We start from the raw sequence: 13,219 nt of genomic DNA, 5'->3' as shown, positions 1-13,219 counted from the left end.
ACCATAGCTTTAATTGATTACAGCTTTGTGCCGGAGCGCCGTTCTCACAAAAGAAAGTTGCGAGAAGAAGCTCACGAGAACAAGGCTATAAGAAGAACGGGCTCGGTTGGAATAGAGACTCAACATCCGGTACGTATTTCTTGTCCACTAGGAACATCACTACGTGGTCATCCTGTTCGATTACGGTTCTATCGTGCGCGATAAGTACTTCTTCTCCGCGAACAATCGCACCAATAGTGGTGCCCGGTGGTAACTTGATGTCGCCAATCGCTCGGCCAACCACTTTAGAGGTGGTTTCGTCACCGTGAGCAATCGCTTCGATCGCCTCTGCAGCGCCGCGACGTAGAGAGGATACGTTTACGATATCAGCACGACGAACGTGAGTAAGCAGCGCAGAAATGGTCGCTTGCTGTGGCGAGATAGCAATATCAATCACACCACCCTGAACAAGGTCTACGTAAGCACCACGCTGAATCAGTACCATTACCTTCTTGGCACCCATTCGCTTCGCCAGCATGGCTGACATGATGTTGGTTTCATCTTCATTGGTTAGGGCGATGAACACATCAACTTGATCGATGTTCTCCTCGGTCAGCAGCTCTTGATCGGCGGCATCACCACAGAATACGATGGTGTTTTCTAATTCTTCAGACAGCTTCTCGGCGCGAGTGTAGCTGCGCTCGATAAGCTTGATACTGTAGCTCTGCTCAAGGCGTTTTGCCAAGCTTGCACCAATGTTACCACCACCGACAATCATGATGCGGCGGTACGGTTTCTCTAGGCGCTGTAGCTCACTCATTACTGAGCGGATGTGGTTACTCGCTGCGACGAAGAACACTTCATCATCGGCTTCAATGATGGTGGTGCCTTGTGGACGAATAGGGCGACCTTGACGGAAAATAGCGGCAACACGGGTATCAATGTGCGGCATGTGCTCACGCAAAGCAGACAATGCGTTACCAACCAGTGGACCACCGTAGTAGGCTTTTACTGCTACTAGGCTAACCTTCTGTTCAGCAAAGCTCACAACCTGCAGTGCGCCTGGGTATTGAATCAGGCGCTCGATGTAGCTGGTCACTAGCTCTTCGGGTGCGATCAGGTGATCGACTGGGATGGCACCTGATTTGAATAACGCTTCTTTCTCTTCTAGGTATTGAGGAGAGCGAATACGAGCAATTCGGTTCGGCGTATTGAAAAGAGAGAAAGCAACCTGACACGCAGCCATGTTGGTTTCATCCATGTTGGTTACGGCAACCAACATGTCGGCATCTTGCGCACCCGCTTCACGTAGTGTGTTTGGGTGGCTGGCATAACCGTTTACAACCCTAAGGTCGTACTTATCCTGAAGTTCACGAAGTCGGTCAGCATTACGGTCGACAATGGTGATGTCGTTGTTTTCACCAACCAGGTTTTCAGCAAGGGTACCGCCAACTTGTCCAGCACCTAGGATAATGATCTTCATAGCCTTTCTCTTTTCTTTACCGTGGTAATTCTAGTTATCTAACTTTATTTTGATAATGCACTAGAAAGAAACAGCGGCTAAGAAATAAATTCTTAGCCGCTGTTAGTTGTTATGCCTGTTTTACTAGAACTGCGTAGTAGAAGCCATCCATATCTTCTTCTCCAGGTAGTATTTGACGACCCGGATTTTCGATATCAGACCCAACCAACGTAGCGTTCTCAGTGCGTGCTAGGAATGCTTTCACTTGCAGCACGTTTTCTTGCGGCGTGATAGAACAAGTCGCATAAACCATGGTGCCGCCTTCTTTCAGCTGACGCCACATTGCATCCATAATCTCGCTTTGCAGTTCAGCCAGCGCATCAATGTCAGACGCACGACGTAGCCACTTGATATCAGGGTGACGGCGAATTACGCCAGTCGCTGAACAAGGCGCATCAAGCAGGATACGGTCGAACTTATCACCCATCCACCACTCTTCAGGGTAGCGAGCATCACCACAAATTACGTCGGCACGCAGTTGTAGACGCTCAAGGTTATCGTAAACACGGTCTAGGCGTTTAATGTCGCAGTCAATCGCAACCACTTCAGTGTCTTGAGTGTGCTCAAGAATGTGTGCCGTTTTACCACCTGGCGCAGCACAACAATCTAAGATCAGCTCACCATCTTTTGGTGTTAGGTAGTCAACCGAAAGCTGAGCGGCAGCGTCTTGCACTGATACCCAACCTCTGTCGAAGCCAGGAAGCAAAGTAACATCACAAGGTGCAGCTAATTTTATGGCATCGGCTGCTTCTGGGTGCAATGTGTATTCAATGTTTTCGTTTTTAAGTAGTTCAACATACTCGTCACGAGTGTGGTGTTGGCGGTTAACGCGCAGCCACATTGGTGCCTTACTGTTGTTTGCTTCAACTAGTTGCTCCCATTGATCTGGGTAGCTCTCTTGAAGCATTTTTAGAATCCAGCTTGGGTGGCCGTATTTGCCTGCATTGTGACTAACGGCTTTCTCGTCCAGTTCTTCTTGGTCACGTAGGTAGCTACGTAGCACAGCGTTGATCAAACCACTCAGGCTTGGACCACGCAGTGTTTTAGTGCCCTCAACCGTTTCAGCAACCGCGGCATGCGAAGGGATACGCATGAAGCTTAGTTGGTAAATGCCCACCAAGATTAGGTGGTGGAATACACGCTTTTTACCTTTAAGCGGGTTTTCCATCAGTTCGTTAGCGATTGACTCTAAACGAGGCAGGTAACGAAGTGCGCCGTAGCAAATCTCTTGCAGTAGAGCATGGTCTCGTGGACGGATCGTTTTTTGAGCCGCAGGGAGAGCGTGTGACAGAGAGTGGCCTTTATCGACAACTTGGAATAGGACATTTGCAGCAGCAGCGCGAACATTCATGAGGGGTACCGAATATTTATTTGAATACATGAGGGCATCTCTGCCCTCGTAAAGGTTTTCTTAGCTGCGTAATTAGCAGCTTTAAAAGCGGATTAAGAAAGTTGTGTACCAACTTCAAACCAGCTTGCACGTGAGTTCAAGATATCCTGAACTGACATGGCTTTTTTACCTGGAACTTGCAGTTGTTCAAGAACAAGTACGCCTTGCCCTGTCGCAACATAGATACCAGTTTTATCCGCTTGCAGAATGGTACCTGCAGGCTTATCAGAAGTTTGCTCTGCCACACGGCTTTGCCATACTTTAATGCTGTTCTCAGCAGCTTCAAAGTGACTCATTGGCCATGGGTTGAAGGCACGAACGCAGCGCTCAATATGCGCAGCTTCATCACTCCAGTTGATACGCGCTTCTTCTTTGCTTAGCTTCTTCGCGTAGTTCGCAAGCTCATCGTCTTGCTTTTCTGCAACTGCTTTGCCAGAAGCGATGTCCGCTAGACATTCAACAAGCGCATCAGGGCCAAGGCCCGCTAATTTCTCGTACATAGATGCGCTAGTATCTGTCGCTTCGATAGGCAGCGTCGCGATACTTAGCATGTCGCCAGTATCTAGGCCGATATCCATCTGCATGATCGTCACGCCTGTCTCTTTATCACCCGCCCAAATAGAGCGTTGAATCGGAGCAGCACCACGCCAGCGCGGTAGGATAGAGCCATGTACGTTGATACAACCTAAGCGAGGCGTATCTAATACAACCTGCGGAAGCAATAAGCCGTAAGCGACAACAACCATGATGTCAGCGTTCAATTCAGCTAGCTCTTGCTTAGCCTCATCTGACTTGAAGTTTTCTGGTTGGTAAACCGGAATATTGTTTTCAAGTGCGATGTTTTTTACTGGGCTCGCAGTGAGTTTTTTACCGCGGCCTGCTGGGCGATCTGGCTGTGTGTAAACAGCAACAACTTCATGCTCCGAAGACAACAACGCCGCCAAGTGACGGGCGGCGAAATCCGGAGTACCTGCAAAGACAATTCTTAAAGACTGACTCAAGGTAGGCTTCCTTCTAATTTAGTAATAGCAGCGGTTATTAACCTTGTTTCTCGTTGAAACGTTTAATCTTCGCTAGCTTATCTTGGATACGTTTACGCTTTAGTGGCGATAGGTAATCAACAAACAACTTGCCTTCTAGGTGGTCAAGTTCGTGCTGAACACAGATAGCCAGAAGGTCGTCAGCGTCGAATGTGAATTCGTTGCCGTCACGGTCTAGTGCTTTAACCGTTACTTCTGCAGCGCGAGGTACTAGAGCTCGAGCGCCTGGTACAGATAGGCAGCCTTCTTCGATTCCATCTTCGCCGCGCTTCTCAGTAATTTCAGGGTTGATAAGCACCATTGGCTCATCACGTGTTTCTGAAATATCGATAACAACGATGCGTTGGTGGAAATCTACTTGCGTTGCCGCAAGGCCGATACCTTCTTCGTCGTACATGGTTTCAATCATGTCATCAACGAACTTTTGAATCTCTGGGGTAACTTCTTTTACCGGTTTCGCCACGGTACGTAGACGATCATCTGGTAATGTTAATACTTGTAATACAGACATATACACTCGAAATATTGAACTGTGCCGAAACAGCTTAAACCTTGTTGGCTCAATTCTAGACATTTTAGAGGTCAAATGACAGCATCCTGAAGGTAATTCTCCAATCAGATGTCATATATTCAGACCAAGGAACCTAGGTCATGCGTCATTTATTGCCTGCTTTATCTCTTATTTGTGCCTCGATTTCGTTCGCCGCTACGGCTGAAAATAGTGAGCAACCTTTAACCATTAAACAGGGCGCACCTGAGGCGTATGTGGTGGTTAAGGGCGATACTTTGTGGGATATCTCTGCGATGTATCTCGATAGTCCATGGTTGTGGCCAAGGTTATGGCAGGTCAATCCAGAGATAGAAAACCCTCATCTCATTTATCCCGGAGATAAACTGTCTTTGGTTTGGATTAATGGCGAGCCTGTATTGAGCCTCAAGCCTGTTATCAAGCTTAGCCCTAAGATTCGTGTCTCTGAGAAGAAAGCAGTACCTACCGTCAATGAAGGGCTGGTTTTGCCATATTTACAGTCTGATCGCTTGGTAGAGCAGCAAGATATCGAATCAGCGCAACGAGTATTAGGTACCAGCGATGGCAAACGCTTCTTATCGGGTGCAGACCGGTTGTTTATCTCAGGTAACCAACAGCATCAAAAGTGGGGTATCTACCGCGCAGTTGAAACCTACCAACGGCAGCAACCCCAAGCAAGTATGACCTCTTTGCGTTTGGTCGCCACGGCGCGCTTAAAAGAAGTGGATGCTGAGTTCAGCAGCTTGCAGATAGACACTCAGCAGCAAGAGGTATTGCTGAACGACCTTGTGCTACCAGAACTTGGTGTTGATCAGGTGAAGCTCTCTACCACGTTTTATCCTGCACCTAGTGCGGCGGGTCAATTTGCTAATATCTTGGGCTCATTAGATGGCAGCCAATACAGCGCGAAGAATCAGGTGGTAGTGATCAACAAAGGTTCACAGGATAACCTTCGCCAAGGTTCTATGTTTACCCTCAGCGAAAGCGGTGCGGTGGTGTTTGGTAAGCAAGGTGAATACAGTTATAAAGAGTCTGCGGCGAGCGATAAGGTGCAATTGCCAAGTACCTCGCTGGGTAGCTTGATGGTCATTCGTCCTTATGAGTATTTTAGCCTCGCGTTGATCACTCAGAGCTCTAAGCCTGTTAGCAAGGGCATTCTGGCAGTATCGCCTTTGGATCTTGCTTTGACAGAAGAGGTTAAGGGCACCGAGTGAATGAGCAACAACTGAGTGCTTGGCTAACTCTAAGTTTTGTTCCTCAATTGGGTGGCAAACGCCTTTCTCGCCTGCTGAGTATCGATTCCCCTTCGAACATTGTTGGCTACTCAAGCCAGCAGCTGCAAGTGATGGGTTTATCAGGCAAACAAATTTCTTATCTAAGAGAGCAAGCCCCAAGAGAAGTGGAGGCTTGCTTATCATGGCAAGCAAAACAGCCTAACCATCACATCATTACCCCTAATTGCCCACATTATCCCAAACTGCTTAATGAGATTGCCTCTGCGCCCAGTGTTCTTTTCGTTAAAGGTCACGTTGAAAAACTGATCGAGCCTCAAATCGCGATGGTCGGCAGCCGCAATGCCAGTATTGAAGGACTGCAGACCGCCAAGTCCTTCGCCAAAGAGTTTGTCCAAAACGGTTTAATTGTCACCAGTGGCTTAGCTTTAGGTATCGATGGCTATGCTCATGATGGTGCTCTAGATAAAAGAGGGGAAACTTTTGCAGTGTTGGGGTCTGGCTTGGACTCCATTTATCCTGCCCGCCACCGAAATCTAGCTGAGAGGATCTGTGAGAACGGAGCGCTGATTTCAGAGTTTCGACCGAATGCTAAACCAAGACCTGAACATTTCCCCCGTCGTAACCGTATTATAAGTGGCTTGTCGTTAGGAACCTTGGTGGTGGAAGCGGCTGAGAAGAGTGGCTCTTTAATTACCGCTCGCTATGCCATGGAGCAAGGTCGAGAAGTGTTTGCGCTGCCCGGTTCTATTCATAGCCCAACCAGTCGCGGAGGTAACAGTCTCATCAAAGCTGGAGCATGTTTAGTGCAAAATGCTCAAGATGTTCTGATTGAAATAAAGAGTCTGTTAAACTGGTCTATAGATCAGCAGCCGAGCTTATTCGAACCTACGCCGAATGAGGGTGAAAATGAACAATTGCCATTTCCACAGCTGTTAGCTAACGTAGGATTAGAGGCGACACCCGTTGATATTTTGGCACAGAGAACCCATATACCTGTGCATGAAGTCATGATGCAGCTTTTAGAGCTTGAGCTCTCAGGGCATGTTGTTGCAGTTTCCGGTGGCTATATTCGAAAGGGGAGAGGCTAAGCTATGATGATGGACATACTGATGTACTTGTTTGAAACCTACATCCATAGCGATTCTGAATTGCAGGTGGATCAAGACGAACTTGAAGATGAACTTCTTCGAGCGGGGTTTCACCAAGATGATATTTATAAGGCTCTCCATTGGTTAGAAGACCTTGCTGCACTGCAAGATACCGATAACCAAGCGGCGATTACTATGTGCTCTAATACCTCGATGCGTGTTTACACAAGTAAAGAGATATCACGTATTAATATGGAGTGTCGTGGTTTCTTGTTGTTCCTTGAGCAGATCAACGTCCTCACGACAGAGATTCGTGAAATGGTGATTGATCGTGTCATGGGGTTAGAGACCAATGAATTTGAGTTGGATGATCTGAAGTGGATTATCTTAATGGTACTGTTCAATGTACCGGGTAATGAAAGTGCTTACACGCAAATGGAAGAGCTGTTGTACACCAAAGAGCAAGGTATCTTGCATTAATACAGGCTTATCATGAGTAGTAAGATTGATAATCAGCTTTTTTCAGCACATGAACATGCGTTTGAGCATGAACCATGTCCACAGTGTGGTGGGGAGCTTCAGCTTCGCCACGGTAAGCTCGGCCCATTTTTAGGCTGTAAGCAGTATCCGAGCTGTGATTACATCAAGCCTCTTCATCAAAATGATGGTCATGTGGTGAAAGAGCTGGGCGTTCCGTGTCCTAAATGCCAAAACGAATTGGTATTAAGGCAAGGTCGCTTTGGGATGTTCATTGGCTGTAGCAGTTATCCAGAGTGTAATCACATCGAATCTTTGGACCAACCGAAAGAACAACCTGAAGAGCAGCCACTTGTTGCCTGCCCTGAGTGTGGTCGAGGCCACTTGGTTGAGCGTAAATCTCGCTATGGCAAAACCTTCTATGCGTGTGATAACTACCCTAAGTGTAAGTTCGCCGTTAATCAGCCACCTGTTATAGGTCGTTGTGAACAGTGCCAGTTCCCGTTGTTACTTGAGAAGAAAACAGCCAGTGGTACCAAGAAGCAATGCGCTGATCGCAAGTGTCACCACATTCAATCTCAATAACTCGATATTATAGACACAAAAAAACGGCGCTCACTGAGCGCCGTTTTTGTTTCCAATAAACTTTTTATATCAATAAGCCAATGTAGGCTTACTTCATCTGCTCAGCAAACTCATGCACAGCAGGGTAGGCTTGCTTATCAAGAATCTCAGCCAATGAGCACAAAGCTCTTTGTAATTCTGCGTTGTAGTCAGCGCTCACGTTAATGTGACCCATCTTGCGACCTGCACGCTTTTCTTTGCCATACCAATGAACATGACAACCACCTTGAGCAAGAATAGCCTCAGGAAGAGTATCTTCGCCAAGAATGTTGATCATTGCGGTTGGACGAATCAGTTTAGTGCTACCTAGTGGCATGCCACACACTGCACGTAGGTGGTTTTCAAACTGACAAGTCTCTGCGCCTTGTTGCGTCCAGTGGCCCGAGTTATGAACACGTGGTGCAATCTCATTAACAAGCAGTGAACCTTGAACATCAAAGAACTCAAGTGCTAGCACGCCAACGTAATCTAAACGCTCAGCAATGGCAGTGAACATGGCTTTAGCTTGCTCTTGCAGTTCAATGTCATCAATCGCTGTCGATAAGCTCAACACGCCGTCGGTGTGAACATTCTCAGCCAGTGGATACACTTGAACCTCGCCATTGGTATCACGAGCACCAACCAGTGATACTTCGCGGTCAAACGGAACAAACTCTTCAGCCACAATCGCTTGGTTGTCGGTCGCGGTAATGCACTCAGCCATTTCTGCCCAAGTCGCGTCAACATTGTCTAATGTCTTTAAGCGCCATTGGCCCTTGCCGTCGTAGCCGCCAAGTGTGCTCTTCAACACCATTGGTAAGCCAACGTGAGCAATTGCAGCGTCAAAGTCTTCGCGAGAGTTAACCACGTAGTACTTAGCATTCTTCACGTTCGCTTCGTCTAACAGGGCTTTTTCAAGACGACGGTCACCGCCAGCTTTGATTGCTTCTGTTGTCGGTAAGAACTTACCGCTGCGCTCACACACCTCAAGTACATCGTGAGGAATATGTTCGAATTCAGCAGTAATGACGTCCGCACGCTCAATCGCATTTTCTAAGCCGTTACCTAGAATCGCTTGCGTTAATGGGTGAACAATATTTTTGCTGCCAACATCAAAAGCAGAAATTTCAATATTCAGCGGTGCCCCAGCTAGGGACATCATGCGAGCAAGTTGGCCCGCGCCTAACACAAGAACATGCATGGAAATTAGTCCTCTGCAGGGTTTGGATTAGCCAAAACCGTTTCTGTTTGCTCAGAACGGAATGCTTCTACTTTTGCCATTACTTCTTCATTGTGTGTACCAATGATTTGAGCCGCTAGGATGCCTGCATTGGCAGCGCCAGCTTCACCGATAGCCAAAGTACCTACCGCGATACCTTTTGGCATCTGCACGATAGAAAGCAGAGAGTCCATGCCTTTCAGTGCTTTAGACTGAACTGGAACACCCAGAACTGGTACGCTTGTGAAAGCAGCAGCCATGCCCGGAAGGTGCGCTGCACCGCCAGCACCAGCAATAATTACTTTAATACCGCGCTCTTTCGCACTGGTTGCGTAGTCTGCAAGCAACTGAGGTGTGCGGTGAGCAGAAACCACTTTTGTTTCGTACGCCACGCCAAACTGATCCAACATTTCTGCAGCTAGCTTCATTGTTGGCCAATCAGATTTAGAACCCATGATAATACCGACAGTCATCTCAAACTCCTTCAGGTACGATTTAATTAGTGATTAGATATTTTGCGCGCATTATACGGGTAAAATTACTTAAGGAAAACGTTTGCGTCAGTCTAAGTTGTTAATTGATACATTTTATAAACAAATAGCTTTAGTCACAGTGAATGATAATTTGTACACTTAGCGAGTTCGATAACTGACTTAATGAGGCAACCCGTGGATAACTTTCAACATACATTGCAGGCATTACAACAAGGTGAAGTCATTGCTTACCCGACCGAAGGCGTTTTTGGGGTTGGTTGTGATCCTGATAATCCACATGCCATCAAGAAATTACTCGAGTTAAAACAGCGTCCAGTTGAAAAGGGCTTGATCTTGATTGCTGCAAGTTACGAGCAGCTGCTTCCTTATATTGATGAAAGCCAGTTGACGGAAGAACAGTTGGTAACAGTGAAAGCGACATGGCCAGGTCCGGTCACTTGGATTATGCCAACCAGCAGCAAAGTTACTGACTGGGTCAGCGGCCAGTTTGATTCCATCGCGGTACGAGTGACGGATCACCCTTTGGTTCAAAGAATGTGTAATGAGTTCGGCAAGCCGTTAACCTCTACCAGTGCCAACCTGACTGGCGAGCCGCCTTGTATGACGACTGAAGAAGTTCAACAGCAACTGGGTCAACACTTAGTCGCGATTCTAGAAGGCCAAACGGGTGGCCGTGAGAAGCCAAGCGAAATTAGAGATGCAAAAACGTCGAAAATATTAAGACAGGGTTAAACCCTGCAAAGGAAGTAAGATGTCAGCAATTGATAAAGAAGCAGTAAAGCAGTTTTTACTGAGCCTACAAGATTCGATTTGCCAGCAGCTTGAGCAAGCTGATGGTGTAGCGTTGTTTGAAGAAGATGCATGGCAGCGAGAACCTGGCGATCGTCTAGGTGGCGGTGGTCGTACTCGCGTGATGACCAATGGTGCTTTATTTGAACAGGGTGGAGTTAACTTCTCTCACGTCGCTGGTAAAGCAATGCCTGCCTCTGCAACCGCTCACCGTCCTGAGTTAGCCGGACGTAAGTTTGAGGCGATGGGGGTTTCATTAGTTATCCACCCTAAAAACCCATATATCCCAACCTCACACGCGAACGTTCGATTCTTCATTGCGGAAAAAGAAGGGGAAGACCCGATTTGGTGGTTTGGTGGTGGTTTTGACTTAACGCCATTTTATCCTGTCGATGAAGATTGCCAATCTTGGCATCAAACTGCTAAAGATCTTTGTGCGCCGTTTGGTGATGATGTTTATCAAGAACACAAAGAGTGGTGTGATAAGTACTTCTATCTTCCTCACCGAGACGAAACACGTGGTGTTGGTGGTCTGTTCTTTGATGACTTAAATGAGTGGGGTTTCGATAAGAGCTTTGCTTATATGCAGGCTGTCGGTGAAGGTTTTGCTGCGGCGTACTTACCTATTGTCGAGCGTCGCAAAGATACACCTTATGGCGAACGTGAGCGTGACTTCCAACTATACCGTCGTGGCCGCTATGTTGAATTCAACCTAGTTTACGACCGTGGTACCTTATTTGGCCTGCAAAGCGGTGGGCGCACAGAGTCTATATTGATGTCGATGCCGCCGTTGGCTCGTTGGGAATATCGCTATGAACCGCAAGCGGGCTCACCAGAAGCTCTGCTTTATAGTGACTACCTCAAACCTCGAGTTTGGTAGTTCTTCCTTCCTTATAGGGATAGTGATAGGGTCATCTATATAGATGACCCTTTTTATTATTTCTGTTAGGTAAGGATATGACACAGCAAGTAGATCGTTATGCCGTTTTCGGTAATCCTATTGGGCAAAGCAAATCGCCATTCATTCACACATTATTTGCTCGCCAAACCAGCCAACAACTTACCTATACAGCATTACAGCCAGAGCACGGTCAATTTATCACTGCTGCCAAAACCTTTTTCAGCGAAGGTGGTCGAGGGTGCAATGTCACAGCGCCTTTTAAAGAAGATGCCTATCAGTTAGCCAATCGCCTAACTGAGAGAGCTGAACTAGCTGGTGCCGTAAATACCCTTAAGAAGTTAGATGATGGAGAGATCATTGGTGATAACACCGATGGTGAGGGCTTAGTTCAAGACCTGCTTCAACATCAAGTCACGCTAAAAGGAGCACGTGTTCTTCTTCTTGGCGCTGGTGGTGCTGCGAGAGGAGTGATTCAACCTCTTCTCGACCAAAAGCCACAACAGCTGGTGGTCGCTAATCGAACCAGCTCCAAGGCTGAACTTCTGGCTGAGATGTTTTCGTCGCATGGCAACATCAAGGGGATGGGGCTAAGTGATGTTAATGAAGGCTTTGATGTCATTATTAACTCTACCTCATCTGGTCTAAGCGGGCAGCTTCCTGAAGTGTCTGAGGTGATTTTCAATTCTACTAGCGCCGTTTATGACATGGTTTATGGATCTGGAACGACGGTATTCAATCAATGGGCATTAGATAATGGTGTTCATGCTGCTTATGATGGTTTGGGTATGCTAGTGGGGCAGGCAGCAGAAAGCTTTATGCTTTGGCGTGGTCTTCGTCCGGGAACAAAACAGATTTTAAGAGAATTACGTAAAAATCTAGAGATGTAATGGGGTGTTTATAAAAAATGAATCAATCAATTCTATTTCCTGATATCCAAGATTGGGATGAAGAGAGCCGAACAATCACGTTCCCAGCACAACAGTCGGGCGCATTGATTGAATGTGTCATGTCTATTGAGGAATTATCACGATTGGCAGGTAAAGATATAGAAGAAGGCGATCAAGCTTTAGTTATCTTTTCAGAGTTACGTTTCGATATTGAAGAGCTAGCGGAAGAGTTAATAGAAGAAGAGGAGTATGACTCCTCTAATCGGATTCAGATCAAAGCGCTTTAGACTGAAATTACAGAGTCTAGATAGTCATTTTTATTCTGAACGTAGTTGTCTGCAGACTTCTGTAGAAAGGCACGCTCTTTATCATTTAATGGGCGAGCTTGTTTTACTGGGCTTCCTACATAGAGGTAACCGCTTTCAAGTACCTTGTTTGGTGGCACTAAGCTACCAGCACCAATCATCACTTCTTTTTGGATAATCACGCCATCCAACACGATCGCTCCCATACCAACAAGTACACGATCCTCAATAGTGCAGCCATGCAGCATTACTTTATGCCCGATAGTGACATCATTACCTATTAAGAGAGGATAACCGTCAGGGTTTTCAGCATTCTTATGGGTGACGTGCAAGACACTACCATCTTGGATATTCGTTCTCTCTCCAATATGAATGTGGTTCACATCCCCTCGAGCTGCAACCAAAGGCCACACGCTAGAGTCGTTACCGATTTTGATATCACCAACCAGTACTGAACTGGTATCTATATAGACACCTTGCCCAATCTGAGGGGATATTCCTTTATAACTGCGTATTGAACTCATAAATCCTCCTTTATATAGGCACCTTAAGCCCTTAATTAAGAGGAATACTAGTGAAAATGGGGTGTTTTGAACAAAAAACGCTCGAACAATCAAAAAAGTAAGAAAAACTTCAAAAAGGGCTTGCCAGTGTGATCGAAATCTCTATAATGCCACCTCGCTGACACGGGATGGCTTCGTAAGAAACCAAAACGAATCAGCAGGTCAAATTAGCCAAGCTAAGCGCTTGAAAAAAGTTTT

Annotated in this window: 15 protein-coding genes; 8 read left to right on the top strand and 7 right to left on the bottom strand. The window is 46.6% G+C overall.

What is annotated here, in order from left to right:
* Positions 1-85: 85 nt before the first annotated feature.
* From trkA to def, 4 genes are all read right to left on the bottom strand, one after another.
* The gene (gene trkA / locus AB4307_RS00075; RefSeq protein WP_004735766.1) at positions 86-1,462 is read right to left on the bottom strand and encodes a Trk system potassium transporter TrkA; all 1,377 of its coding nucleotides are present in this window, start codon (positions 1,460-1,462) and stop codon (positions 86-88) included.
* Between the two features lie 109 nt (positions 1,463-1,571).
* Positions 1,572-2,852: a 16S rRNA (cytosine(967)-C(5))-methyltransferase RsmB gene (rsmB, locus tag AB4307_RS00070; RefSeq protein ID WP_017058774.1), complete on the bottom strand. Its 1,281-nt coding sequence runs from the start codon at positions 2,850-2,852 to the stop codon at positions 1,572-1,574.
* Between the two features lie 92 nt (positions 2,853-2,944).
* Positions 2,945-3,892, bottom strand: coding sequence for a methionyl-tRNA formyltransferase (fmt, locus tag AB4307_RS00065; RefSeq protein ID WP_017058773.1), 948 nt, complete (start codon positions 3,890-3,892; stop codon positions 2,945-2,947).
* Positions 3,893-3,929: 37 nt separating this feature from the next.
* Positions 3,930-4,442, bottom strand: a complete 513-nt coding sequence (gene def / locus AB4307_RS00060) for a peptide deformylase (protein WP_017058772.1) — start codon at positions 4,440-4,442, stop codon at positions 3,930-3,932.
* A 140-nt stretch (positions 4,443-4,582) separates the two neighbouring features.
* Here def and AB4307_RS00055 point away from each other — a divergent pair, with 140 nt between their 5' ends.
* The 4 genes from AB4307_RS00055 to AB4307_RS00040 are packed head-to-tail and all read left to right on the top strand — an operon-like array spanning position 4,583 to position 7,845.
* Positions 4,583-5,674 carry a LysM peptidoglycan-binding domain-containing protein gene (locus tag AB4307_RS00055; protein ID WP_372130738.1) on the top strand — a complete coding sequence of 364 codons (1,092 nt, stop codon included), beginning with the start codon at positions 4,583-4,585 and terminating at the stop codon, positions 5,672-5,674.
* A complete protein-coding gene (dprA, locus tag AB4307_RS00050; RefSeq protein ID WP_372130735.1) occupies positions 5,671-6,783 on the top strand; it encodes a DNA-processing protein DprA in 1,113 nt (370 codons plus the stop codon). The genes AB4307_RS00055 and dprA overlap by 4 nt, the downstream gene beginning before the upstream one ends.
* 3 nt (positions 6,784-6,786) lie before the next feature.
* Entirely contained in the window at positions 6,787-7,263 is a 477-nt protein-coding gene (locus tag AB4307_RS00045) for a DUF494 family protein (protein ID WP_029235095.1), read from the top strand.
* Between the two features lie 12 nt (positions 7,264-7,275).
* Complete coding sequence (locus AB4307_RS00040; RefSeq protein WP_372130732.1) at positions 7,276-7,845, top strand: DNA topoisomerase family protein; 570 nt, start codon at positions 7,276-7,278, stop codon at positions 7,843-7,845.
* An 88-nt stretch (positions 7,846-7,933) separates the two neighbouring features.
* Here AB4307_RS00040 and AB4307_RS00035 read toward each other — a convergent pair whose 3' ends face one another.
* Together AB4307_RS00035 and purE are read right to left on the bottom strand one after the other, a co-directional pair.
* On the bottom strand, positions 7,934-9,064 hold the full coding sequence (locus AB4307_RS00035; protein WP_102321074.1) for a 5-(carboxyamino)imidazole ribonucleotide synthase: 1,131 nt from the start codon (positions 9,062-9,064) through the stop codon (positions 7,934-7,936).
* 5 nt (positions 9,065-9,069) lie between these two features.
* On the bottom strand, positions 9,070-9,555 hold the full coding sequence (gene purE / locus AB4307_RS00030; protein ID WP_004735777.1) for a 5-(carboxyamino)imidazole ribonucleotide mutase: 486 nt from the start codon (positions 9,553-9,555) through the stop codon (positions 9,070-9,072).
* A 195-nt stretch (positions 9,556-9,750) separates the two neighbouring features.
* Here purE and tsaC point away from each other — a divergent pair, with 195 nt between their 5' ends.
* The 4 genes from tsaC to AB4307_RS00010 all read left to right on the top strand — a co-directional run bounded on the left by tsaC (position 9,751) and on the right by AB4307_RS00010 (position 12,440).
* Complete coding sequence (tsaC, locus tag AB4307_RS00025; protein WP_017058767.1) at positions 9,751-10,308, top strand: L-threonylcarbamoyladenylate synthase type 1 TsaC; 558 nt, start codon at positions 9,751-9,753, stop codon at positions 10,306-10,308.
* Between the two features lie 19 nt (positions 10,309-10,327).
* A complete protein-coding gene (gene hemF / locus AB4307_RS00020; protein ID WP_372100684.1) occupies positions 10,328-11,245 on the top strand; it encodes an oxygen-dependent coproporphyrinogen oxidase in 918 nt (305 codons plus the stop codon).
* 77 nt (positions 11,246-11,322) lie between these two features.
* Positions 11,323-12,153 carry a shikimate dehydrogenase gene (gene aroE, locus AB4307_RS00015; RefSeq protein WP_017067739.1) on the top strand — a complete coding sequence of 277 codons (831 nt, stop codon included), beginning with the start codon at positions 11,323-11,325 and terminating at the stop codon, positions 12,151-12,153.
* Positions 12,154-12,170: 17 nt separating this feature from the next.
* Complete coding sequence (locus tag AB4307_RS00010; RefSeq protein WP_017058764.1) at positions 12,171-12,440, top strand: DUF1488 family protein; 270 nt, start codon at positions 12,171-12,173, stop codon at positions 12,438-12,440.
* Here AB4307_RS00010 and AB4307_RS00005 read toward each other — a convergent pair.
* Positions 12,437-12,982, bottom strand: coding sequence for a gamma carbonic anhydrase family protein (locus tag AB4307_RS00005; protein ID WP_017058763.1), 546 nt, complete (start codon positions 12,980-12,982; stop codon positions 12,437-12,439). The genes AB4307_RS00010 and AB4307_RS00005 overlap by 4 nt on opposite strands.
* Positions 12,983-13,219 lie beyond the last annotated feature (237 nt).

This window comes from Vibrio sp. 10N.261.52.C2 (assembly GCF_041471425.1).
GTDB classification, from domain to species: Bacteria; Pseudomonadota; Gammaproteobacteria; order Enterobacterales; family Vibrionaceae; genus Vibrio; species Vibrio crassostreae_C.
This window is presented reverse-complemented; position numbering and strand designations above follow the sequence as displayed.

Coding starts and splice junctions, on each gene's coding strand:
- trkA (WP_004735766.1), bottom strand. CDS start 1,462: ATGAAGATCATTATCCTAGGTGCTGGACAAGTTGGCGGTACCCTTGCT.
- rsmB (WP_017058774.1), bottom strand. CDS start 2,852: ATGAATGTTCGCGCTGCTGCTGCAAATGTCCTATTCCAAGTTGTCGAT.
- def (WP_017058772.1), bottom strand. CDS start 4,442: ATGTCTGTATTACAAGTATTAACATTACCAGATGATCGTCTACGTACC.
- AB4307_RS00055 (WP_372130738.1), top strand. CDS start 4,583: ATGCGTCATTTATTGCCTGCTTTATCTCTTATTTGTGCCTCGATTTCG.
- AB4307_RS00045 (WP_029235095.1), top strand. CDS start 6,787: ATGATGATGGACATACTGATGTACTTGTTTGAAACCTACATCCATAGC.
- AB4307_RS00040 (WP_372130732.1), top strand. CDS start 7,276: ATGAGTAGTAAGATTGATAATCAGCTTTTTTCAGCACATGAACATGCG.
- AB4307_RS00035 (WP_102321074.1), bottom strand. CDS start 9,064: ATGCATGTTCTTGTGTTAGGCGCGGGCCAACTTGCTCGCATGATGTCC.
- purE (WP_004735777.1), bottom strand. CDS start 9,555: ATGACTGTCGGTATTATCATGGGTTCTAAATCTGATTGGCCAACAATG.
- hemF (WP_372100684.1), top strand. CDS start 10,328: ATGTCAGCAATTGATAAAGAAGCAGTAAAGCAGTTTTTACTGAGCCTA.
- aroE (WP_017067739.1), top strand. CDS start 11,323: ATGACACAGCAAGTAGATCGTTATGCCGTTTTCGGTAATCCTATTGGG.
- AB4307_RS00010 (WP_017058764.1), top strand. CDS start 12,171: ATGAATCAATCAATTCTATTTCCTGATATCCAAGATTGGGATGAAGAG.
- AB4307_RS00005 (WP_017058763.1), bottom strand. CDS start 12,982: ATGAGTTCAATACGCAGTTATAAAGGAATATCCCCTCAGATTGGGCAA.